The organism is Sinorhizobium mexicanum (genome assembly GCF_013488225.1).
Classification (GTDB): domain Bacteria; phylum Pseudomonadota; class Alphaproteobacteria; order Rhizobiales; family Rhizobiaceae; genus Sinorhizobium; species Sinorhizobium mexicanum.
The window spans coordinates 411,537-432,087 of record NZ_CP041238.1; the positions used below are offsets into that span (position 1 = coordinate 411,537).

Here is a 20,551-nt window from a genome sequence, read left to right on the forward strand (position 1 = left end):
CTACCGCGATCCAAGCTCCCGCCTGGATGCGGTCGACGCTTCTCTCCATCGCAGATCCGGCAGCAGTCGGGACAACATTTGATCGGTGATGCGACGGTGCCATCCGACGATATGCGATCGGGTCCGGAACATCGATCGGTACCGCAGCCAAAGCTGAAACTATGTATGTCGATAACTAAAGTACCGTCAGCGCGGAAATGTCATGCTACGCGGCGTTTTCGTTATATATTTCAAAGCGTTGAAACACAGAAAAGTACCGTCAAACCCAAAAAACGAATGACGGTACTTTTTAGAATGCTCTGTCGGATACGAAAAACACCGTCAAAAGTACCGTCAGAGTGATCTGCTACAAGCTGCGAGCCGCGCCAGGCGCTCCGATAAACTTAACGATTTCAATGGCTTGATAGATTTGTCAATTCCATTGATAATGTGCCCTGGCTAGCAGTCTGCCCTGCCCGCAAATCATTATATTTTCTGCGAAATACTACGCTAGAGCCGCCTTGATCGCCGTTTCCCTCACTCCCACTCGATCGTGCCCGGCGGCTTCGAGGTCACGTCGTAGACGACGCGGTTGATGCCGCGGACCTCGTTGATGATCCGCGTTGCGGCGCGGCCGAGGAATTCCATGTCGTAGTGGTAGAAGTCGGCGGTCATGCCGTCGACCGAGGTGACGGCGCGGAGCGCGCAGACGAATTCGTAGGTGCGCCCGTCGCCCATGACGCCGACCGTCTGTACCGGCAGGAGCACGGCGAAGGCCTGCCAGATGGCGTCGTAGAGACCCGCCTTGCGGATCTCGTCGAGATAGATTGCGTCGGCCTCGCGCAGGATTTCAAGCTTCTCGCGGGTGATGCCACCGGGGCAGCGGATCGCAAGGCCGGGTCCGGGGAAGGGATGGCGGCCGATGAAGCTGTCGGGTAGGCCGAGCTCGCGGCCGAGCACGCGCACCTCGTCCTTGAAGAGTTCGCGCAGCGGCTCGACCAGTTGCATGTTCATGCGCTCCGGCAGGCCGCCGACATTGTGGTGCGACTTGATCGTCACCGACGGGCCGCCAGTGAAGGAAACGCTTTCGATTACGTCCGGATAGAGTGTGCCCTGGGCGAGGAAATCGGCGCCGCCGAGCTTCTTTGCTTCTTCCTCGAAGACCTCGATGAAGAGGCGGCCGATGATCTTGCGCTTGGTCTCCGGATCGCTGACGCCCTCCAGTTCGCCGATGAAGCGGTCGGAGGCATCGACGTGGAGAAGGTGGAGGTTGTAGTGCTCCTGGAACATGGCGACGACGTTCACCGCCTCGTCCTTGCGCATCAGGCCGTGGTCGACAAGGATGCAGGTGAGTTGATCGCCGACGGCTTCGTGGATGAGAAGGGCCGCGACGGAGGAATCGACGCCTCCGGAAAGCGCACAGATCACCTTCTTGTCGCCGACCTGTTCACGGATCGCCTCGACCGCCTTGGCGCGATAGGCGGACATCGTCCAGTCGCTCTCGATGCCGGCGATCTTGTGCACGAAGTTTGCGATCAGCTTGGCACCGTCCGGCGTGTGGACCACCTCCGGATGGAACTGCACCGCATAATATTTGCGCTTCTCGTCGGCGATGAAGGCGAAGGGCGCGTTCGACGAGGTCGCGACCACCTCGAAACCTTCCGGGATCGCCGTGACGCGGTCGCCGTGCGACATCCAGACCTGATGGCGCGAGCCGACCGACCAGAGACCATCGAAAAGCGCGCATTCCTTCTCGACTTCCAGGAAAGCGCGGCCGAATTCGCGGTGATGGCCGCCTTCCACCTTGCCGCCGAGCTGGGCGCATATGGTTTGCTGGCCATAGCAGATGCCGAAGACCGGCAGACCGCTGTCGAAGATGACCGAAGGCGCACGGGGCGAACCGATCTCAAGCGTCGAGGCCGGGCTGCCGGACAGGATCACCGCCTTCGGCTTCAGGCGGTTGAAGCCTTCCTCGGCCGACTGGAACGGCACGATTTCGCAATAGACGCCGGATTCGCGCACGCGCCGGGCGATGAGCTGGGTCACCTGGCTGCCAAAGTCGATGATGAGGACGGTGTCGGGATGGGCTGTCTCAGTCATGGCGGGCCTTCAAGCTTGATCATGGCGAGCCTTTAATGAAAGCCCGCCTTTGGCGCAACGATTACATTGCACCCCGACAATTTAGGACTTTCAGAGCCTGATTTCACCGTTTCCTATCGCTGCTTCGAGCAGGTCGACCGTCGTCGCCAGCTTCTCGTCGATGACGTGCAGATACTCCGTCCAGTCGTCGACGTGCTTCAACTCCGCCTTGCCGTCCGAAATGCCGCGCAGGCCGATCAGCGGCAGGCCGAAGGACTGGCAAGCGCGCAGGTCCGCGAAGGTTTCCATCTCGACCATGTCGGCGTCGATGCCGTCATAGGCCTTGCCGGAGACGATGTTGGCGCCGGTCGAAAGCCGCGCTTCCTTCACGCCCGGGATGCGCAGCGGCAGTTTGACCACCGCGGGAAGATCGAGGAACGGTGTCGCGCCCTTCTCGAAACCGAGCGCCGACGCGTCCATGTCGCGATAGCCGACCGACGTCGCCTGGTAGACTTCGGTCTGTTCGAGTGTGGCGGATCCCGCCGAGCCGAGCGAAACGACGAGATTGGGCAGGGTGCTGCTGGCGTCGAGCCTGGCGAGCGCCCTCGTCAGTGTAACAGCGGCTTCGATCGGGCCGACGCCGGTCATCAGCGGCGCAATCCGGGCACGCAGGCTCGGCCCGTATTCCGCATCGACGGCCATCACGTAGAGAATTGTCTTGCCCGCCACGGGCTTCAGCTCAAAGCTCATCCCTCGATCCCCTCGCGTCCGCGCACCACCATCATCGTCCCCGTCATCGAGGCGATCAGCTTTGCCGGCCCGTCTGGCCGGATAGCATAGGCACGCCCGTCCGAAACGATGATGGTCGTGCCGGGCTTCGTCACCTCGCCGCGAAACAGGAAGCGGTCACCGCGGCCGGGTGAAAGCAGGTTCACCTTGAACTCGATGGTCAGCAACGACGCGTCGGGGTCGATGACGGAATAGGCGGCATAGGTGCCGGCGGCATCGAGCGCGGCGGAAATGACGCCGGCATGCAGCAGGCCGTGCTGTTGCGTCAGCTTGGGATCGAAGGGCAGTTCGATCTCGACCGTTCCCTGTTCGATGCGCGTCAGTTCCGCGCCGATCGTGTGCATCGCCGCCTGGCGGTCGAAGCTCTCCCGGATACGGGTGCGAAAATCCTGCAGCTCGCTGTCGTCAATCAATGGAAAAAGCCTTTCCGAGGCGGGACCGTCCGCCCGCGTCGGGCCGACAGTGGCATGCGCGCAGAATGAGGACAAGCGCGGGCGGGGCGGAAAATCGACGCGCTGGGAGGCCATCGGCCCGACAGGCGGCATACCAATCACATCGGGGCGAAATATGCGCCAATTGCAGTGCGCGCTTGCTTTCGCGAAACCCGGCTGATCCTTATATGTCTACGATGAGGAACATCAGACGCATTGAAATCCGGCCGGCCGACCCCGACGATGTCCTGATGATGGCATCTGTGCTCGTGGAAACCTGGCGGTCGACGTTTCGGGGCATCATCTCCGACGCGTATCTCGATGCGATGACGGTTGAGGATCAGGCGATCCGGCACGCGCGCCGAATGCGCGCCGCGGGCGTTTTCCATATGGTCGCGGCCGATATGGCCACGAAGACGGTGATCGGCCTGGCGAGCTACGGGCGAGCACGAGGGATGCCGCCGGCCTTCGACCGCGAACTCTATACGCTCTACCTGCTGGAAGAGTTCCAAGGCGCCGGCATCGGCTCCGCGCTCGTACGCTCGGTTGCAAGACATTGCCAGGATGCCGGCGCTTCGTCACTTTTCGCCTGGGTACTGGCGGGCAATCCAAATCGGGTTTTCTATGAACGGCTCGGGGCGCGTGTCGTCGGGCGAGGGCGTGTCAGCGTCGGTCGCGAAAGCTATGATCAGGTCGCCTACCGCTGGGACGATCTCGCAATGCTTTCAGGCGCCGGAAATGCCGCGATGTGACGTGGTGGCTCCTTTACCCTAACCTGACGATATGCTGGTCCCAGGCAACGGCGCTTTTGCGCTTCCCGAAGCGCCCGTCGTAGGAGGAGACGGTGAAGCCTCGCGTGGCGGCAGCGACGCCTGCGGCCTCCGCGACGAACTCTTCATTCAAGACGGCGCCCGTCCGGGCATCCAGCGTGACGGCGACATTGCCCTTAGGCGATGTCAGTCCGACGAGCCCTTCGCGACGATTGACGGCGATCGCGCCGACATAGTTGGCGAGCGCCTCGGTCGTTCGCTCGGGAAGAGTGACGAAGGCAAGGTCCTCGCCGCGCGAGAAGTGGCCGACGAGCGGCGGCAGGTCGTTGCGCGGCCCTTCATATTGGCAGGCGAACCAGATCTTCCCGTCGTTCCCGATGTCCACGTGGCGTATCGATAGCCGGCTAAGATCATTGGGTAGCACATGCTTTTCGATGAGCGCACCCGTGACGGTGTCGACCAGCGTCAGACTCGGCTCCATATGGTCGAGATTGAGCTTGGTGCGGCCGAAGTCCGGATGGGTCTCGATGCCGCCATTGGCGATCGCGAGCGTCCGCCGGTCGGCCGCAAGCGTCATGTCGTGCGGGCCGATGCCGTAGGTCGGAAATTCGCCGATCCGGGCAAATCCCCTCGTGCCGTCGTAAATGCCGATCATGCCGCGATTGTCGGAAAAGTCGTTCTCGGTCGCATAGAGCAGGCGCCCGTCGGCGGAAAAGCAGCCGTGGCCGAAGAAGTGGCGGCCTTCGGCGGCTGTAATCACGACGGGTTCGGCGGCACCATCGGCCGAAAGGATCATCGCGTAGGTGCCCGGCCGGCGGGCAAACGCGACGGCCCGGCGGCTTTTCGGTGAGAAGGCCATGCCGTGCGCCCGCGCCGGCAGCAGCGTCCGGTCGATGATTTCGCCCTCGTCCGTGAGGGTCGCGACGCCATAGCCACCGTCCGGCGCCATGAAGGCCGAGGCGAAGACGGCATCCGCTCTTTCAAGCGCGAAAGCGCCACGCGGAGTAAGCGTCGCCATCCAGCCAGCGCCCGCCATTTTGACGAAGCTGCGTCGATCGATCAGTGTTTTCGCGGTCATGCGCGTCTTGCCATAAACAGAACGATGACGGAGGCGATGCCCGCCGCCGATCTCGATTTGGTTTAGCAGATTATCGTCTCAGAGCCAGCCACGGCGCTTGAAGTAGAGAAAGGGCAACAGCGCCGACAGCACCATCATCGATAGCGCGTAGGGGTAGCCGAGCTGCCATTTCAACTCCGGCATGACGTCGAAATTCATGCCGTAGACCGAGGCGACCAGCGTCGGCGGCAGGAACACGACCGCTGCGACCGAGAAGATCTTGATGATCTGGTTCTGTTCGAGATTGATGAGGCCGAGCGTCGCGTCGAGCAGGAAATTGATCTTGTTCGACAGGAACAGCGCGTGATCGCCGAGCGAGGCTGCGTCGCGCTGGATCAGCTTGATCCGCTGCCGGCTCTCCTTGGCTGCCTTGCGCTGAGTGTTTCCCTCGGTCGCAACGTGGTAGGCGACGAGCCTGCCGACGCTGACCAGACTTTCACGGATGACCGTCAAGAGGTCGCCTTTTTGGCCGATCTGCTCGATCAGCGATTGCAGGTCGCGCGTTTTCTTGGTGGCGCTGGCGTTCGACTTGCGGAAGACCTCGCGCGAGATCGCGTCGACCTCGTTGCCGGCGCGTTCCAGAGCATCCGCCGTGCGGTCGATCATCGCCTCGAGCAACCCGAGCATCACCAGTTCGCCGGTGTCGCACGCAGCTCCGTTCGGCTTCTGGATCCGGTTGACATAGACCTGGAACGGCTTCGGATCGGCATGACGCACCGTGACGAGACATGTTCCCTTGAGAATGAACGTCACCGGCACTTTTGCCGGATAGTCACTGTCGAGTTTGGCCGCGGCCGTCATCGTCATGAACTCCGCGCCGTCCTCCTGATAGAGGCGGTCGGAAAGCTCGATTTCCTGCATCTCGTCGCGTGTCGGGATGGCGATCGCCAACTTGTCTTCGACCAGCCGCGTTTCCTCGGCGGAAGGATTGAAGAGGTCGAACCAGATCACCGGCTCGGGCGAAGCCAGGCTGTTGAGAATATCGAAAAGCGCGAGATGGTTGTTCTGGCTTTTGTAGATGCGCAGCATTTGGGGCTCCATGGGGCGAGTCATCCGACCGCCTGAAGCCCTGATCAATCAGGACCGGACGGCCGTGAGCGTGGAGGCTCGACTTCGACTGTCGGGGTTCATTCCGGTTGATCCTTGGTAGGTGAAACATGCCCGCGAAAGGGGGACACAAATTGCGCTTTGCGCCCAAAAGAGCGCCTTGTCAACCGCCGGGCGGCGGCGCCCCTTCACGTTGCCGTGTCAATGTGCCATGTCAATCGCCGTCGGCAAAGGAAAAGCCGGCGCCAAGGCCGATGGCGCCGCCGAATTCGCGGTTGAACCGATCGAGGAGGTCGGCAGTGTTGAGCGTGATGAAGTCGAGTGTGGCGCGCTGGTTCTCGTCCGCAAGCGCCGCATCGATCGGTCCCTCGATGCGGTCGGCCGCGCGGATCAGCGCCTTGAAAAGGAAATTGATCGAGCCGGCGATCGAGCGGCTGTCGGCTGGCAGCAGGCTTTCCATGCCGGCCGTATTGAAGAGCTTCTGCAGAGCCCGCAGATTCGCGGAAACGGATGGCATCGTATTGACCGAGCGCCAGTAGATGGCGAGCCGTGGATGTCCCTTGTCGGACTTTCCGTCGTCCGTGCCGGCGTAGAACGGCCGCAGCCGCTGGTCCTTAATCATCTCGACGCTATGGACGAGGATGCCGAGGAGTTCGGTTGCGGCCTCCTTGCTGTCGCGGAAGAACGGATTGTCGGGACCCGGCTTCCTCCAGGCGGCCTGGATTCCGTCCGGCCTTTCCCATTCGGCGAGGATCTCGCCGGCGATCGCCTTCAGGTTCTCCGATATCGCGACGCCGTAGCGGCAGCGAAAGGCACCGTCCTTCCCCGCAAGCGCTTCTGCCCCGGTGCCGTAGAGTACGTATTCGAGCGCACCGAGGCCCTGGACAGCGACGCTTTTCGTCTTCAGGCTCTCCGCGTGTGTCGCGCGTTCGTCTTCCTTGGCGAGAATCGCCTGCACCTGCTTCAAACCGGTGCTCTTGCGGTCGGGATAAAAGAGGAAGCGCTCGAAGCGGTTCTGTTCGAGGGCCGGGCCGAGACGGATGATCTCGATCGCCGACCAGCTCTGCACGACGCCGGAAAAGGCCGAGCGGGCGGCTTCGAGCGCCGCTGCCGAAGGCGCCTCGCAAAGCGCGGCGCTCGTTTCCGCAAGGCCGACCGTCGCCTCCGCGAGGCCCCGATAGCCGGGAATAATGAAGCCGTCCACGGCTTTTGCCATGACGCCCGGCACGGCGGCCTCGTCGACGACACGCGGCGAGAGTGCTCCACCTTCTTGCGCGGCCATCGGGGTGGCGATGGCGGCGAAGAGGATGGCGGCCAGGGTAAGGGGAAGGCTCGGGCGCATCAGAGTGACTCCAGGAATGTGATCAGTGCTTTTCGGTCGTCCTTTGGCAAGCCGGCGAAGGCGTTGCGCGCCTTTTCCGCTTCGCCGCCGTGCCAAAGGATGGCCTCGGTAAGATTACGGGCGCGGCCGTCGTGAAGGAAGAAGGTGTGGCCGCTTACGGTTTGTGTCAGTCCGATCCCCCAGAGCGGTGGCGTGCGCCACTCGCGGCCATCGGCGACGCCGACTTGCTGGCTGTCGGCAAGACCCTCGCCCATATCGTGCAGCAGGAAATCCGAATAGGGCCAGATCAACTGGAACGCCTGCTCCTTGTGCGGCGCATCGCGCCGGGTCACGAATTTCGGCGCATGGCACGCGGCGCAGCCGGATTCGTAGAAGAGCTGTTTGCCCCGCAAGGTTTCGGGGAAGCTCGCCTTGCGGCGGGCCGGCACGGCGAGGTTGGAGGCGTAGAAGGTCACGAGGCCAAGCACCGGATCGGGTGCTTCGACAGGGCCGAGCCGTTCCTGAACGCCGGTCGGAAGCGCCAGGCATTCCGTCTGCGCCTCGGTGCAATCACCGTGACTGCGGTCGTTGCCCGGACTGGATAGGCCGATGTCGATGGCGAAAGCATCGGCGGCCTGTCGGCCGAGCGTCGGGCTTTGCGCCTTCCAGCCGAAACGGCCGAGCATCACGGCTCCGGTTTTGGCATCGTGGATCAGTGCAGGCCGCCCGCTGATACCGTCCCCGTCGCGGTCCTCAGGATCTGCGCGCGCGAAAATGTCGGCGTCGTGGATCGCCTCGATCAGTCCGAGACCGATCATCGGCGAAGCGACGCGCGGCGAGAGCGTCGTTCTCGGATCGAGCGGGCCATAGCCGAGGTCCGCGACCGTATAATGCGGCTTCCGCAGGGAAACCGTCTCGCCGTCCGCAAGGCTCACCGGCTCTTCCCTGTAGGCAATCGTTACGCGCCCTTCGGCTGCAAGCCCCGGCACGGCACTGTCCTGAAGCTGCACACCATAGACGGGATCGGGAAAATTGAGAACGGCATGGGAGGCGAGCATTTCCCGTTCGGTGCCGTCATGCGGCGTACGCGCAAGGCGATAGAACATCGATGTTGTGTCCGACGCCCCTTCCGGGGGACGCCCCCGCCCGTCGCGCGGATGACAGCTCTCGCAGGAACGGGCGTTGTAGAGCGGGCCGAGCCCGTCGGAGGCTTGCGTGGAGGAGGGCGACGAGACCCAGAGCTTCTCGAAGAGCGCCTTGCCGAGCTTGAAGTTCTGCTCGGCCTCGAAGGGCAAGTTCGCCGAAAACTGCGAGAAGATTTGCCGGTCGATCGGCGCAATCGTCGTTGCGGCGCCGGCGGAAAGCGCCTCGAACTGTTCCGCCTTGGAGAAATCCGTCGTCGGCCGAGTGACGGTCAGCACGCGCTTGCGGTCCTGCTCGGAGAGGTCTTCGCGTTCGGATTGGCACCCCCCTCTGCCCTGCCGGGCATCTCCCCCACACGGAGGGAGATCGGCAAGGGGCGATGCCCCGCTCAACCCATCATTTTGCGTGTGTGCCGTTGAATTCGACCCCTGCATCTGCGCGCTTACTGGGGGGGTATCAACAGTCGCTTTCCCGTCGGAATCGCCGCCCGTCGCCGCTGCTGTTGCGGTGACGCTGATGAGCGCGGCGAGTGGCAGCGCTAGGAGGCGAGGGATCACATGCATTGGACTTGGGCCGGGCCGCACCCTTTCGGGGCGGCCCGCCTTTCGGCTTATTGGAAGACGGCGCTAGGATTATCCAGGCTGTCGGAACCTTCAAGCTCGATCGTGCCGAGTTCGAGCGACGCGATGGCGCGTTCGACGGTCTTCGCCTGCGCGACCAGGCCGTCGATCGCGGCCTGAACGGTGGCGTTACCCTCGGCATTGCCTTCGCCGATCATCTGGTCGTAAGCCTCGACCGTTTCGGCGCGCTTCGCCATCGCCTGCATCTTTTCGACGGTGGAGGCGAGGTTGCCCTTCAGTTCCTTGTCCAGCGCCGCGTCCTTTGCGGCAACGAGTTCCGAAAGAGAGGGGCCGGTGAGCTTCGTGCCGTCGACGCGGGTATATTCGCCGGTATAGGCGGACTGGATGCCGAGTGCGTCATGGAGATGCGAGTTGTGCGTATTGTCCGAGAAGCAATCGTGCTCTTCTTCCGGGTCATGCAGGAGCAGTCCGAGCTTCATGCGCTCGCCGGCGAGTTCGCCGTAGGAGAGCGAGCCCATGCCGGTGAGGATGGTGGCGAGGCCCGCCTTGGGATCGGCTTCGACGGACTTGGTGGCGGCGCCGTCCGGCGTCCAATTGGCGACCATCTCTTTGAGATCGGAAACGAGCAGGCTGGAGGCTGCCTTCAGATAGGCGGCGCGGCGGTCGCAGTTGCCGTTGGTGCAGGCCTTGGTGTCGAAGTCGGTATGGGAGCGGTTGCCGGCGCCCGCGCCGGTGCCGTTCAGGTCCTGTCCCCAGAGCAGGAATTCGATCGCATGGTAACCGGTCGCGACGTTCGCCTCGATGCCGCCGGCTTCCTGCAGTGTGCCGGAAAGGAACTCCGGCGTGATGTTCGTTGCGTCGACGTCCTTGCCGTCGATCTTGATCGTCTTGTTGGCGATCACGTTGGCAACGAAAAGAGCGTTCTCATCGCTTTCGGTGCCGTAGCTCGTATCGACATAGTCGATCAGGCCCTCGTCGAGCGGCCAGGCATTCACCTTGCCTTCCCATTCGTCGACAATCGTATTGCCGAAACGATAGACCTCGGTCTCCTGATAGGGGTTTCGCGCCTTGAGCCAAGCTTCGCGGGCGGCCTTCAAGGTCTCTTCGCTCGGGCTTGCAATCAGCGCGTCGACCGCCTTCTCGAGTGCTTCGGCCGTCGTCAGCGCGTCTTCGTATTTGGCGTGTGCAACGGCAGCGTAGTGCTTGACGACCTGAGCGGCGTCGGTGGCGGCATTCGCCGGTTGCAAGGCCAGCGCCGACGTTGCGGCCATGAGCGCCAGCGCGGCGGCGCGGATGAAATTCTTGGTCACGACCCTCTCCTTTGCTTCTCCTCCAGCGCCGTGCGTCTTTACGTGACGCACAAAGGTCGCTGCAGCACTTTGCGTTGCTGCATGTTTCTGCCCTTCGATCGGGTCCGTTCGGAAACCTGCAGTGGGCGGCGAGCAAACGTCTCGGAGCCCGCTAAAGCCCACTTCTCATGGACCAAAAGTAAACTTGTGTCAAAGTGTATAGTTTAGAATGTTTTCAAACTTTCCCGGGGCGGCACGCGGACACGTCGGCCGCGATCCGGAACCAAGGCGCATCGCGTTCAAACGGCCTCATGCGGCGCGTTTAGGTCTTCGTTTTCGTGCATGTCGTTGTCCCAAAACCCGTCCACACTTCTGGGCGACATGCGTTAGCTCTTTCGGCCCATAAGGCAGAAAAAGAAGCCGTCGGTTCCGGTCGAAGCTGGCGTCAGAGTGACCGTCTTCATGTCGGCGGACCACGGCTGCGGCTTGTCGGTGCCGAAGAGCGTCGCCCATATGTCGGCGGCCGAGAGAATCTCGAATTCCGGATTGTCCTCGCAGAAACCGTAGACCTGCGACTCGTTCTCCTCGGGAAGCACCGAGCAGGTCACGTAGATCAGATGTCCGCCCGGCCGCACGAACTGGGCGGCGCTAGCAAGTGCCTCTTCCTGCTGCGCCAGCCTTTCCTCCAGGTTCTTCTGCGTGAGCCGCCATTTCGTGTCCGGGCGGCGCCGCCACGTGCCGGTCCCGGTGCAGGGCGCATCCACGAGCACGCGGTCGAAGCGCCCGGTAAGCGGCGCGAGCGATTCCGCCGATTCATGCACCTGCACATTGCGGGTGCCGGCTCGCTTCAGCCGCTCGATGATCGGCGCCAGCCGCTTGCGATCGGTGTCGTAGGCGTGGACCTGGCCCTTGTTGTTCATCGCGGCCGACATGGCGAGCGTCTTGCCGCCGCCGCCGGCGCAGTAGTCGAGAACCTGCTCGCCTTCCTGCGGGAAAACGAGATCGGCGACGATCTGCGAACCTTCGTCCTGAACTTCGAACCAGCCCTTCTGGAACGAGATCTCCGCCGTGACGTTCGGGAGGCGCGAGGCGCCTTCGCCGGCCGGGATGCGCACGCCGTGGCGCGCGATTGTTGCGGGTTCCGCGCCGCTTCGGTCGAGCGCCTTCAAGACCTTGTCACGGCTCGCCTTTAGCGTGTTGGCGCGCAGGTCCAGTGTCGGCCGCCCGGCAAGCGCCTGAGCCTCCTCGAGCCAGTGGTCGGAGAAGTTCTCCTCGAAAGAGGCCTGCGTCCATTCCGGAATATCCGCCTGCACATGCTTGGGCGCGCCTTCGAGCCGATGCTCGGCAAAGGCTTTCATCATTTCCGCCGAGGGAGCCTCGGGCGCGAACTTGTCGTCGGCAAGCTCCGCTGCAAGTGCCGCGGGGGTGAAGCCCCATTGCCGATACATGACCGCGTGGCCAAGCGCGGTCGCGCTGTCGCTGTCCATCAGATAGGCGTGAGAGAGCTTCATCCGCAGCGCGTCGTAGACGATATTGCCGATGGCGGCGCGGTCGCCCGATCCGGCGAAGCGGTGGGAAAGGCCCCAGTCCTTGAGCGCGTCGGCGACGGGCCGCTTCCGTTTTTCTATGTCGTCAAGAACCTCGATGGCCCCTGCGAGCCTTCCGCCCAATCGCATCTTCGATGAACTCCTTTTTCGCCGTGGTAACGGCGAAGACACCGAAGAGCAAGACGGAAGCGGTAGAAATGGCGGAGACCGCCTACTGCACGTTTCCTTAAATCGGAGCCGATCAAGGATAAAAACACGCAGCAACTAAAAGTACTGCAGCGCCCTCTGGTAAAACGTGCGGCGCCGCTGTCTCCATAAGCAAATCCGCCCGGTGCGAAAATCGGGCGGAAGTATCGGCGGATCAGGAATTGATGACCTGGTAACAGATGCTGGCGGTTCCCGAGCGGATCATCCCGATTTGCGAGGCGGCCGCCTTCGAGAGATCGAGCACGCGACCACGAATGAACGGACCGCGATCGTTGATGCGGACGACGACCGTCTTGCCATTGCGCTTGTTGGTAACCGCGACCTTCGTGCCGAATTTGAGGTTGCGGTGGGCAGCGGTGAGGCGTGCGGCGTTCATTCGTTCGCCGGACGCGGTCTTGGAGGTCAGTGCGTACCAGGATGCACCGCCGCAAGCGGATCCTGCTGCCTGACTATCGGATGCCGAGACCAACCCCATCCCGACGGTGAATAGCACTGCTGCGGCAGCAGTTTTAATGTTCGCTGGTTTCAAGCGACGGCCCCCACGGTTTGAAAGTTTAGTTAATTTTCCCTGCTGACTGACCTAATTGAGGCGAAAAATGGCAAAACCGTGCTTCAACCGTTAACTGTCTATTAGGTATTGTTGAAAAGCGGCGGAAATTAAAAATAGAATTTTGTTTGAATTATTTTGAATCGCCGCGTGAAGTTCTTTGGAATCAGGGGTTAGACGTCGGACGGGGCCTCGGTCCGAGGGCGGACTCCGTGTGCTCGAAAAAAATCATTTAAAAATTTCGATTCGCATGAATTTCCATGAATCCCGTTCGTGAAAATCCTCTAACTAGCGCATGGGTTGTGCAATTGGGCGAAGTATAGACCAAATATGGGCAGGCGTTAGGCAGTCAAACGAAAGTCGAGCTCACCGTTACTATCGGATGATCTGAGGACATGCTTTCATCCGAACGGAGGTATTCTGGCTACACGAATTGTGGTGGAGTCTACTTCCCGCGCCAGGTACCTGTTTCCCACAACTGTGCAAGCGACACGCGATAGTTCGGGAAGGCGAATTGGAAGCCGGTCCCGCGAAGGCGGGCGTTCGAGACGCGCTTGTTCTCGCCGTAGAACGAGCGCGCCATTGGCGACAGTTCGGCGGTCTCGAAGGGAATTTCCGGTGGCGGCTCGACGCCCATCAGCCGGGCGGCTTCCGCTACCACATCTTGCGGCGGGGCCGGTTCATCGTCGGTGACGTTGAAGATCCCACCCATGCCGCGGTCGGCAAGGAAGGCGGCAGCCGATCCGATATCTTCGACGCGAATGCGGTTGAAGACCTGGTTGGGCTTTACCAGCCTGCGTGCCGTGCCTTCGGCGAGGTTGCGAAAGGCATTGCGGCCCGGGCCATAGATGCCGGCCAGGCGCAGGATAGCGACGGGAATGCCGCGCTGGGCTCCGTGGGCAAGCCAGGCATTCTCAGCCTCGACCCTTTCGACAGAGCGCTGGGAAACAGGCTTGTAGGGCGTGTCCTCCGCCACCCAGGCACCCTTGTGGTCGCCATAGACGCCGACGGTGGAAAGATAGCCGATCCAGCGAAGATTCGGCAAAAGCTCGGGCAAGGGCGCGACGCCGGGGCGAAACATCGGGTCGCCGTCTCGGCCCGGGGCAATCGACTGGACGAGATGGGTCGCCTGGTGCATCGCGTCCGCGAGCTCGGCGGATATCGCCGTTCCATCGAAAAGGAGCGGACGAATCCCGGCCTGCGCGAGATCGGCGAGCCTTTCGGGCGAACGGGTGGTGCCGGCCACGGACTGGGCCGCAGGCGCCAGTGCCCTTGCAATCGCCGTACCGGAATAGCCGGCGCCAAGAATCAGGACATGCATCGGCTTACTCCTGCCATTTCCCATTCCGAAAGAACCTCGTTGTCGCTTTCCGGCTCACACTGCCTGGCGAAGGCGGCAAGTTCGTCGCGCGGCAATAGCCGCGAGAGTGCCCAGACGGCCATCGCCCTCACCGTTGGTGAAGCGTCGAGCGCCAAGGCCTTGCAATGCGGTATCAGGTGCTTTTCACCGGAATTGCCGGCCGCGATCAAGGCGTTTCTGACGAAACGATCGCGACCGATCCGTTTGACCGGAGAACCGGAGAAGAAGGCGCGGAACGCCGCATCGTCCAAGGTCAGCAGGAAATTCAGCTCCGGCTCTTTCAGGTCGTCGCGCGGCCGGAGCTTCATTTCGGAGGCCGAACGCGCGAACTTGTTCCACGGACAGGCCGCAAGACAGTCGTCGCAGCCATAGATCCGGTTACCGATCAGAGGGCGGAGCTCGGGCTCGATCGGGCCTTTGTGCTCGATCGTCAGGTAGGAAATGCAGCGCCGCGCATCGATCTGATAGGGCGCCGGAAAGGCGTCGGTCGGACAGGCGTCGAGACAGGCGCGGCAGGAGCCGCAATGGTCGCGCTCGGGCTCGTCGAGATCGAGGTCGGCGGTCGTGAACAGGCTGCCGAGAAACAGCCACGAACCATATTCGCGGCTGACGAGATTGGTGTGCTTGCCCTGCCAGCCGATACCGGCCTTCTCGGAGAGCGGCTTTTCCATGACCGGGGCCGTGTCCACGAAGACTTTCACGTCCTCGCCGGCGCGGGCGGCAAAGCGCGTCGCGACCTCCTTGAGCCGCCCCTTGACGACATCGTGATAGTCGCGGTTCTGGGCGTAAGCAGAAATCGCCCCGCGGTCCCGCTTGGTGAGGATCGCGCGCGGATCGTTCTCGGGGCCGTAGTTCATGCCGAACATGACGATCGAGCGGACGTCGCTCCAGAGTACCCGCGGATCGGACCGGCGTTCCGCGGTTTCGGCGAGCCACTCCATCGTGCCGTGGGCGCCTTCGGCCAGAAACTGTCTCAGCCGCGCCGGCGCCTCGGGAATGGCGTCCGGTCGCGTGATGCGACAGATATCGAAGCCCTTGTCCGCCGCCTCGCTCTTCAAAAACGCGGTCAGCGTGCTGCGCTTCCTGCCCTGGTTCTCCGCTCTTACGGCGTCGCCAGGCATTGCATTGTCCTCAGAAGTCGAGGTCCGCATAGTGCGAGACCGGTGTGACGCCGCGCACGCGCTCGCCGAGCAGCGGCCGGAAAGACGGACGGGATTTCAATCGCTGGTACCACTCTTTCGCCGTCGGCGCTTCGGACCAGTCGATCTCGCCGAGATAGTCGAGCACTGAGATTGCGGCGGCCGCGGCGAGATCGGCGTAGGAGATGCGGTCGCCCGCAAGCCACGGGCGCGAGCCGGCGAGCCAGGAGAGATATTTCATGTGCTGGCGGATATTGGCGCGCGACGTACGCAGGATTTTCGAATCCGGCGCGCCACCGCCCTGGTCGGGGGTCATCTGCAGCTTGAAGATGCGCTCGCGCACCAGCGGGCGCGTCACATCGGCTTCCATCTTCTGCAGGAACCATTCGGTGAGCCGGCGAATCTCCGCCCGCTGGAACGGATCCTCGGCAAGCAACCGGCGATCGCGCTTCAGAATGCCGTTCGTTTCGTCCAGATATTCCGAAATGATCGTCGCGCCGCAGAGCGCCCGCATGCTGTCGTCGACATAGACGGGCAGCGTGCCCGCCGGATTGAGGGCCAGAAAGTCCCGCCGGTTCTCCCACGGCTGCTCCTCGCTGAGCTCGGTCTGGTAGCCGTATTCCGAAAGAATGAGGCGTACGAACCGGGAAGCGGAGGACATGGGGTGATGATAGAGTGTCGGCATCGAGGGTCGGCTTCGTGGGTCTGTTTTTCCGGGAGCACTACGGCGCCGCGCGTCCTATCAGACGCGCAAAGGACGCTGTGGCACTTTGAATGGCTGCATGTTTCCTTAAATCGGCTACGATTTCAGGAAACATGCATCAGCATCGCGGCACATGTGGCCACGGCTTGTCATAACGAGCTATAGGTAGTTCAGGTGGCAAACACAAGCGAATCGACCTTCTCCTCCCAAATCCCCAACATGTCAGGAACATCTTATTTATGGCGGATCAATCGATCATCAGCGCGCTCGTCCTCGGGCTTGTCGAGGGACTGACCGAGTTCATCCCTGTGTCGTCGACGGCGCATGTCCTTCTTGCCGGCCACTTCCTCGGCTTCAGGTCACCCGGAAATACCTTCGCCGTTCTCATACAGCTCGGCGCGATCCTGGCGATCCTGCTGGTCTATTTCCAGCGGCTGCTCAAGATCGCGCTCGCCTTGCCGTCGAGCGCCCTCGCACGTCGCTTCGTACTCTCGGTGCTCATCGCCTTTCTTCCGGCGGCCGTCATTGGTGCGGCGGCCCATGGCTTCATCAAGTCGGTGCTTTTTGAAACCCCGATGCTGATCTGTATCGTCTTGATCGTCGGCGGCGTCATCCTCTACGCGATCGACCATCTGCCGCTTAAACCCCGCTACACCGATGTGATGGACTATCCGCCGTCGCTCGCCTTCAAGATCGGCCTCTTTCAGTGCCTTGCGATGATACCAGGCACGTCGCGTTCGGGCGCCACGATTGCCGGTGCTTTGCTGATGGGAACCGACAAGCGTTCTGCAGCGGAGTTTTCCTTCTTTCTCGCCATGCCGACCATGGTCGGGGCCTTCGCCCTCGACCTCTACAAGAACCGCGATGCGCTGTCCTTCGATGACATGACGCTGATTGCGATCGGGTTCATCGCCGCGTTTGTGGCCGCGGTGTTTGTCGTGCGCTCGCTGCTCGATTTCGTCTCGTACCGCGGCTTCACGCCCTTCGCGATCTGGCGGATCCTCATCGGGGTCGCGGGACTCATCGGTCTGTGGCTACTTGGCTAGAGCAATTCCAGCAAAAGTGTGTAACGGCTTTCCGTCAGGAATTGTGCCAAATCAAGAAGCTTGATCGTTTCACCGATTCAATGAAACGGTGAAACGATCAAGCCAAAAAAATAAAGCCGCATGCGCTCTTTCGAAACGCATGCGGCTCCCTGGCCCCCGCCAAAACTGAAATATCACTGCCGCAGTGCCGTCCGAGAGGACTGGTGCACTTCTGCGACAGGTGCCGGCTTACTCGCCGGAAAACTCGATCGACGCCGTCGTGCAGGGATCGACGCCATAGGCGGGCGCGCATCCCTTGCTGCTGCTTGCCACGGTGCTCGGAGCCATGAATGAGCCAGCCAGAATGATCAGTGCCGCAGACGCAAAAAAGATTGCGATCGACTTGCCCATGGGACGTTATGCCTTTCGAGTGTGATGTTGGCACCGACTGCGCTCGCCGAGCGATGTGGCGCGAGGGGGTGTTTATTCGCTGGACATGTCATGATCAATATCAGGGCATGCTGAATCCGCGGTAAACGCTATTCGTGTTTGGCAGCTGCGGCAGAACTGCAACGGTGTTGCATCGTTGCCACAAACAAGAACCGCCGGCGGAACCGGCGGTCACAATGCGAAGATCAAACGGAATGAGGCGTCAGGCCGCCCGTCCGCCGCGCTGATACTGCCCATGCGGGCGATAGCGCACCAGGTAGCTCGGCAGGACCGATTCGAGCATCGTCGCTTCGATGCCCATTCCGGCGAGCGTCCGCCCCTCGGTTTCGGCCTGTGCGGAGACGATATTGTCGGATTTGAGCAACACTACCTGGTCCGCGGTGAGCGGCGGCGTGATGAACGGCACCATCGAAGCGACGCCGCCGATGAGGGAAGCGACGCCGAACGGCAGCGGCACGAGACGGCGCTTGCGGTCGATCGTCTTCAGCATGAGCTCGAGACATTCGCGGAACGACAGGACCTGTGGCCCGCCGAGCTCGTAGATCTTGCCTTTCTCGACCTTGCCGTCGACCGCGCGGGCGACCGCTTCGGCAACGTCGGTCACATAGACCGGCTGGAATTTCGTGCGACCGCCGCCTACGAGCGGCAGGAATGGCGAAAACCGGGACATTTCGGCGAACTTGTTGAAGAAGCCGTCCTCGGGTCCGAAAATGATCGAAGGCCGCAGGATGATCGCTTCGGGAAGCGTTTCGAGGATCGCTGCCTCGGCGCGGCCCTTGGTGCGTGCATAGCTCGACTCGGACTTGGTGTCGGCGCCGATCGCCGAGATATGGGTCAGTGTCGCCCCGGCGGCGCGCGCCGCTTCGGCGACTGCCCGCGCTCCGAAGTCCTGAACCGCGTCGAAGGTGTTGCGGCCGCTCTGGAACAGGATGCCGACGCAGTTGATCACATGGTCAGCGCCTTCGACCGCGCGGTCGATCGATTTGCGATAGCGCAGATTCGCCTGGACGAAGGAAATCTGACCGACATTCCCGAGCGGCTGGAGATGGCCGGCGAGGTCCGGACGACGGACCGCGACACGAATGCGATAGCCGCGCTTGGCGAGCGCGCGCACCACATGACGGCCGACAAATCCGGATCCGCCGAAAATCGTCACCAGCGGCGGAAGGTTGGACAAGGTCATGGGAAACGCACTCCTGATATCATTGGGAAGAATTGCTTGCTACATAGCCCAAGCGGCGGGCGAGGTGAAGGCCAATCCACCATCGCCGCATGAGCACTTCGCGCCGCTCTCTGCGGGCTTCAGACGCCTTCCACCACCACCATTTCGGCGTCGGCCACTTCCTGCCGGATCGCCGCGGCAATCTGGTATTCGGGCGAGTTGTAACAGTCGACCGCGGCCTGAAGGGAGGGAAACTCGATGACGACGTTGCGGGCGCGAACCGCGCCTTCCAGCCGGTGGAAATTGCCGCCGCGGGCGAGGAAATTGGCGCCGTATTTCTCGAAGGCCGGCTTTGCCGCCGCCACATAGTCCTTGTAGCGTTCAGGGTCCCGTATATCGACCCGAGCGATCCAATATCCCTTGGCCATGATAAGCTCCTCGTCTTTCGGTAGAATACACAGACGGGATCGTTACTTCCGGCAATTTGGCGCCAACGTCAAGCGTAGCTTCTTGCCAACGGGGGGAAGCCTGCAAAATAGCCGGAGGGCCCTTCGGCGCCAGCGGGTCAACCGGAAAGCGCGCTCTCCATTTCGGCCAGTATCGCACGGGCAGCAGTCAACGGCTCTGCAGCCTGGACGACCGGCCGCGCGACCACGAGATGGCTCGATCCCGCGCGAAGCGCGTCAGCCGGCGTCATCACACGCTTCTGGTCACCCTTGTCGGCGCCGGCAGGCCGGATGCCGGGCGTGACGAGCGCCATGTCCGTTCCGATGATCTTGCGCACGGCAGCAGCCTCTTCGGCGGAGCAGACGATGCCGCCCATTCCCGCAGCACGCGCCTGTTCCGCGCGGCGCAGCACCAGCGTGTGCGGATCGTATTCGTAACCGGCATCGATGACGTCCTGCTCGTCCATCGAGGTGAGGACCGTGACGCCGAGCAGGCAGAGGCCGGACCCGCGCGCCGCCTCGACGGCCGCCTTCATCGCCTTGGGATAGGCGTGCAGCGTCAGCATCGACACGCCCATCTTCGCTATGTTCTCGACGCCCTTCGCCACCGTGTTGTCGATGTCGAGCAGCTTCATGTCGAGGAACACCTTCCTGCCGCTGGCGGCAAGGTCGCGTGCGAATTCGAGCCCGCCGGCGAAAGCCAGCTGGTAGCCGATCTTGTAGAAGTCGACGCTGTCACCAAGCGTCGAGACGATCTTTTCCGCCTCGGCGACCGTCGGAAGATCAAGACCGACGATCAGCCGGTCGCGCGCGCTCATGGTCATGTCGAGATCACCCCTGCCAGAATTCCATCGGCGTCCAGTCGCACGTGACGGCGCGATCCGCAAGGCGAAAAGCAAAGAGGTTGCCGCCCCCCGCCGGCTGGTCCGCGTCGCGCGCGATTGCCGCGCCGGTCATGCGACATTTGAGCAGCGTCCCGACGCCGCCATGACCGATGAAGGCGATCGGAACCGCGGGGTCATGGCGATCGAGAATATAGGAAACGGCGTTCCAGATGCGCGTCTGGGCGTCGATCGCCCGCTCCCAGCCTTTGAAGCTTTCGTTCGGATGGGCGAAAAACCAGTCGGCGGCCTCCTCGAACGCCGGTGGCGGCAGGAACCCTGTCGCGGAGCGGTCGTTCTCGCCCATCTCTTCGTCGGTCTCGACCGGGATGCCTGCCGCACGCGCCAGCATGGCCGCGGTCTCCAGGGCTTTCGTCTCATGGCTGGATATGATGCGGCCGAGGGACCGGACCCATGGGTTCGAAGCCGCTGCGCGGGCGCGGTCCCTGCCGAGCTCGGACAATCCCCATTTCGGCACGGCGATTGCCGGGTCGATCGTAACCTGCGGATGGGTCAGATAGACGCCGAACACGCGACG

The 20,551-nt window shown here is 62.4% G+C and carries 20 protein-coding genes; 2 read left to right on the forward strand and 18 right to left on the reverse strand.

From position 1 onward, the window contains the following. Positions 1–516: 516 nt before the first annotated feature. The 3 genes from guaA to FKV68_RS01925 all read right to left on the reverse strand — a co-directional run bounded on the left by guaA (position 517) and on the right by FKV68_RS01925 (position 3,191). The gene (gene guaA, locus FKV68_RS01915; RefSeq protein WP_180939873.1) at positions 517–2,079 is read right to left on the reverse strand and encodes a glutamine-hydrolyzing GMP synthase; all 1,563 of its coding nucleotides are present in this window, start codon (positions 2,077–2,079) and stop codon (positions 517–519) included. 90 nt (positions 2,080–2,169) lie between these two features. Further along, a complete protein-coding gene (locus FKV68_RS01920) occupies positions 2,170–2,808 on the reverse strand; it encodes a 5'-methylthioadenosine/S-adenosylhomocysteine nucleosidase (protein ID WP_180939874.1) in 639 nt (212 codons plus the stop codon). Continuing rightward, positions 2,805–3,191 carry a PaaI family thioesterase gene (locus FKV68_RS01925; protein ID WP_425347634.1) on the reverse strand — a complete coding sequence of 129 codons (387 nt, stop codon included), beginning with the start codon at positions 3,189–3,191 and terminating at the stop codon, positions 2,805–2,807. The genes FKV68_RS01920 and FKV68_RS01925 overlap by 4 nt, the downstream gene beginning before the upstream one ends. A 284-nt stretch (positions 3,192–3,475) precedes the next feature. Between FKV68_RS01925 and FKV68_RS01930 the strand changes: the two genes are divergently transcribed. Then, on the forward strand, positions 3,476–4,030 hold the full coding sequence (locus FKV68_RS01930) for a GNAT family N-acetyltransferase (protein WP_180939875.1): 555 nt from the start codon (positions 3,476–3,478) through the stop codon (positions 4,028–4,030). A 13-nt stretch (positions 4,031–4,043) separates the two neighbouring features. Here the strand turns inward: FKV68_RS01930 and FKV68_RS01935 are convergent, their stop codons facing one another. The 10 genes from FKV68_RS01935 to FKV68_RS01980 all read right to left on the reverse strand — a co-directional run bounded on the left by FKV68_RS01935 (position 4,044) and on the right by FKV68_RS01980 (position 16,031). Next, complete coding sequence (locus FKV68_RS01935; protein WP_180939876.1) at positions 4,044–5,126, reverse strand: DUF1513 domain-containing protein; 1,083 nt, start codon at positions 5,124–5,126, stop codon at positions 4,044–4,046. A gap of 78 nt (positions 5,127–5,204) precedes the next feature. Next, positions 5,205–6,194, reverse strand: coding sequence for a magnesium transporter CorA family protein (locus FKV68_RS01940; protein ID WP_180939877.1), 990 nt, complete (start codon positions 6,192–6,194; stop codon positions 5,205–5,207). Positions 6,195–6,426: 232 nt separating this feature from the next. Further along, positions 6,427–7,554 carry an imelysin family protein gene (locus FKV68_RS01945; RefSeq protein ID WP_180939878.1) on the reverse strand — a complete coding sequence of 376 codons (1,128 nt, stop codon included), beginning with the start codon at positions 7,552–7,554 and terminating at the stop codon, positions 6,427–6,429. Beyond that, positions 7,554–9,110, reverse strand: coding sequence for a di-heme oxidoreductase family protein (locus FKV68_RS01950; protein WP_425347632.1), 1,557 nt, complete (start codon positions 9,108–9,110; stop codon positions 7,554–7,556). The genes FKV68_RS01945 and FKV68_RS01950 overlap by 1 nt, the downstream gene beginning before the upstream one ends. A 176-nt stretch (positions 9,111–9,286) precedes the next feature. Continuing rightward, positions 9,287–10,567, reverse strand: coding sequence for an imelysin family protein (locus tag FKV68_RS01955; RefSeq protein ID WP_180939880.1), 1,281 nt, complete (start codon positions 10,565–10,567; stop codon positions 9,287–9,289). 365 nt (positions 10,568–10,932) lie between these two features. Continuing rightward, entirely contained in the window at positions 10,933–12,222 is a 1,290-nt protein-coding gene (locus FKV68_RS01960) for an RsmB/NOP family class I SAM-dependent RNA methyltransferase (protein ID WP_180939881.1), read from the reverse strand. Between the two features lie 232 nt (positions 12,223–12,454). Next, entirely contained in the window at positions 12,455–12,829 is a 375-nt protein-coding gene (locus FKV68_RS01965; RefSeq protein ID WP_180939882.1) for a septal ring lytic transglycosylase RlpA family protein, read from the reverse strand. A gap of 463 nt (positions 12,830–13,292) precedes the next feature. After that, on the reverse strand, positions 13,293–14,168 hold the full coding sequence (locus tag FKV68_RS01970) for an SDR family oxidoreductase (RefSeq protein WP_180939883.1): 876 nt from the start codon (positions 14,166–14,168) through the stop codon (positions 13,293–13,295). Further along, positions 14,156–15,328, reverse strand: a complete 1,173-nt coding sequence (queG, locus tag FKV68_RS01975) for a tRNA epoxyqueuosine(34) reductase QueG (RefSeq protein ID WP_180939884.1) — start codon at positions 15,326–15,328, stop codon at positions 14,156–14,158. The genes FKV68_RS01970 and queG overlap by 13 nt, the downstream gene beginning before the upstream one ends. A gap of 10 nt (positions 15,329–15,338) precedes the next feature. After that, a complete protein-coding gene (locus FKV68_RS01980; RefSeq protein ID WP_173511519.1) occupies positions 15,339–16,031 on the reverse strand; it encodes a glutathione S-transferase family protein in 693 nt (230 codons plus the stop codon). A 257-nt stretch (positions 16,032–16,288) separates the two neighbouring features. Between FKV68_RS01980 and FKV68_RS01985 the strand changes: the two genes are divergently transcribed. Then, positions 16,289–17,095 carry an undecaprenyl-diphosphate phosphatase gene (locus FKV68_RS01985; protein ID WP_180939885.1) on the forward strand — a complete coding sequence of 269 codons (807 nt, stop codon included), beginning with the start codon at positions 16,289–16,291 and terminating at the stop codon, positions 17,093–17,095. Between the two features lie 228 nt (positions 17,096–17,323). On the opposite strand, the gene FKV68_RS01990 is transcribed toward FKV68_RS01985, so the two are convergent. From FKV68_RS01990 to FKV68_RS02010, 5 genes are all read right to left on the reverse strand, one after another. Continuing rightward, positions 17,324–17,485 carry a hypothetical protein gene (locus tag FKV68_RS01990; protein WP_136506661.1) on the reverse strand — a complete coding sequence of 54 codons (162 nt, stop codon included), beginning with the start codon at positions 17,483–17,485 and terminating at the stop codon, positions 17,324–17,326. 241 nt (positions 17,486–17,726) lie between these two features. Further along, positions 17,727–18,707, reverse strand: coding sequence for a complex I NDUFA9 subunit family protein (locus FKV68_RS01995; RefSeq protein ID WP_180939886.1), 981 nt, complete (start codon positions 18,705–18,707; stop codon positions 17,727–17,729). 119 nt (positions 18,708–18,826) lie between these two features. Further along, positions 18,827–19,114 (reverse strand): DUF1330 domain-containing protein, encoded by a 288-nt coding sequence (locus FKV68_RS02000; RefSeq protein WP_180939887.1) that lies wholly within the window; start codon positions 19,112–19,114, stop codon positions 18,827–18,829. Between the two features lie 137 nt (positions 19,115–19,251). Next, positions 19,252–19,956: an orotidine-5'-phosphate decarboxylase gene (gene pyrF / locus FKV68_RS02005; protein ID WP_180939888.1), complete on the reverse strand. Its 705-nt coding sequence runs from the start codon at positions 19,954–19,956 to the stop codon at positions 19,252–19,254. Between the two features lie 7 nt (positions 19,957–19,963). After that, positions 19,964–20,545, reverse strand: coding sequence for a histidine phosphatase family protein (locus tag FKV68_RS02010; protein ID WP_180939889.1), 582 nt, complete (start codon positions 20,543–20,545; stop codon positions 19,964–19,966). Positions 20,546–20,551 lie beyond the last annotated feature (6 nt).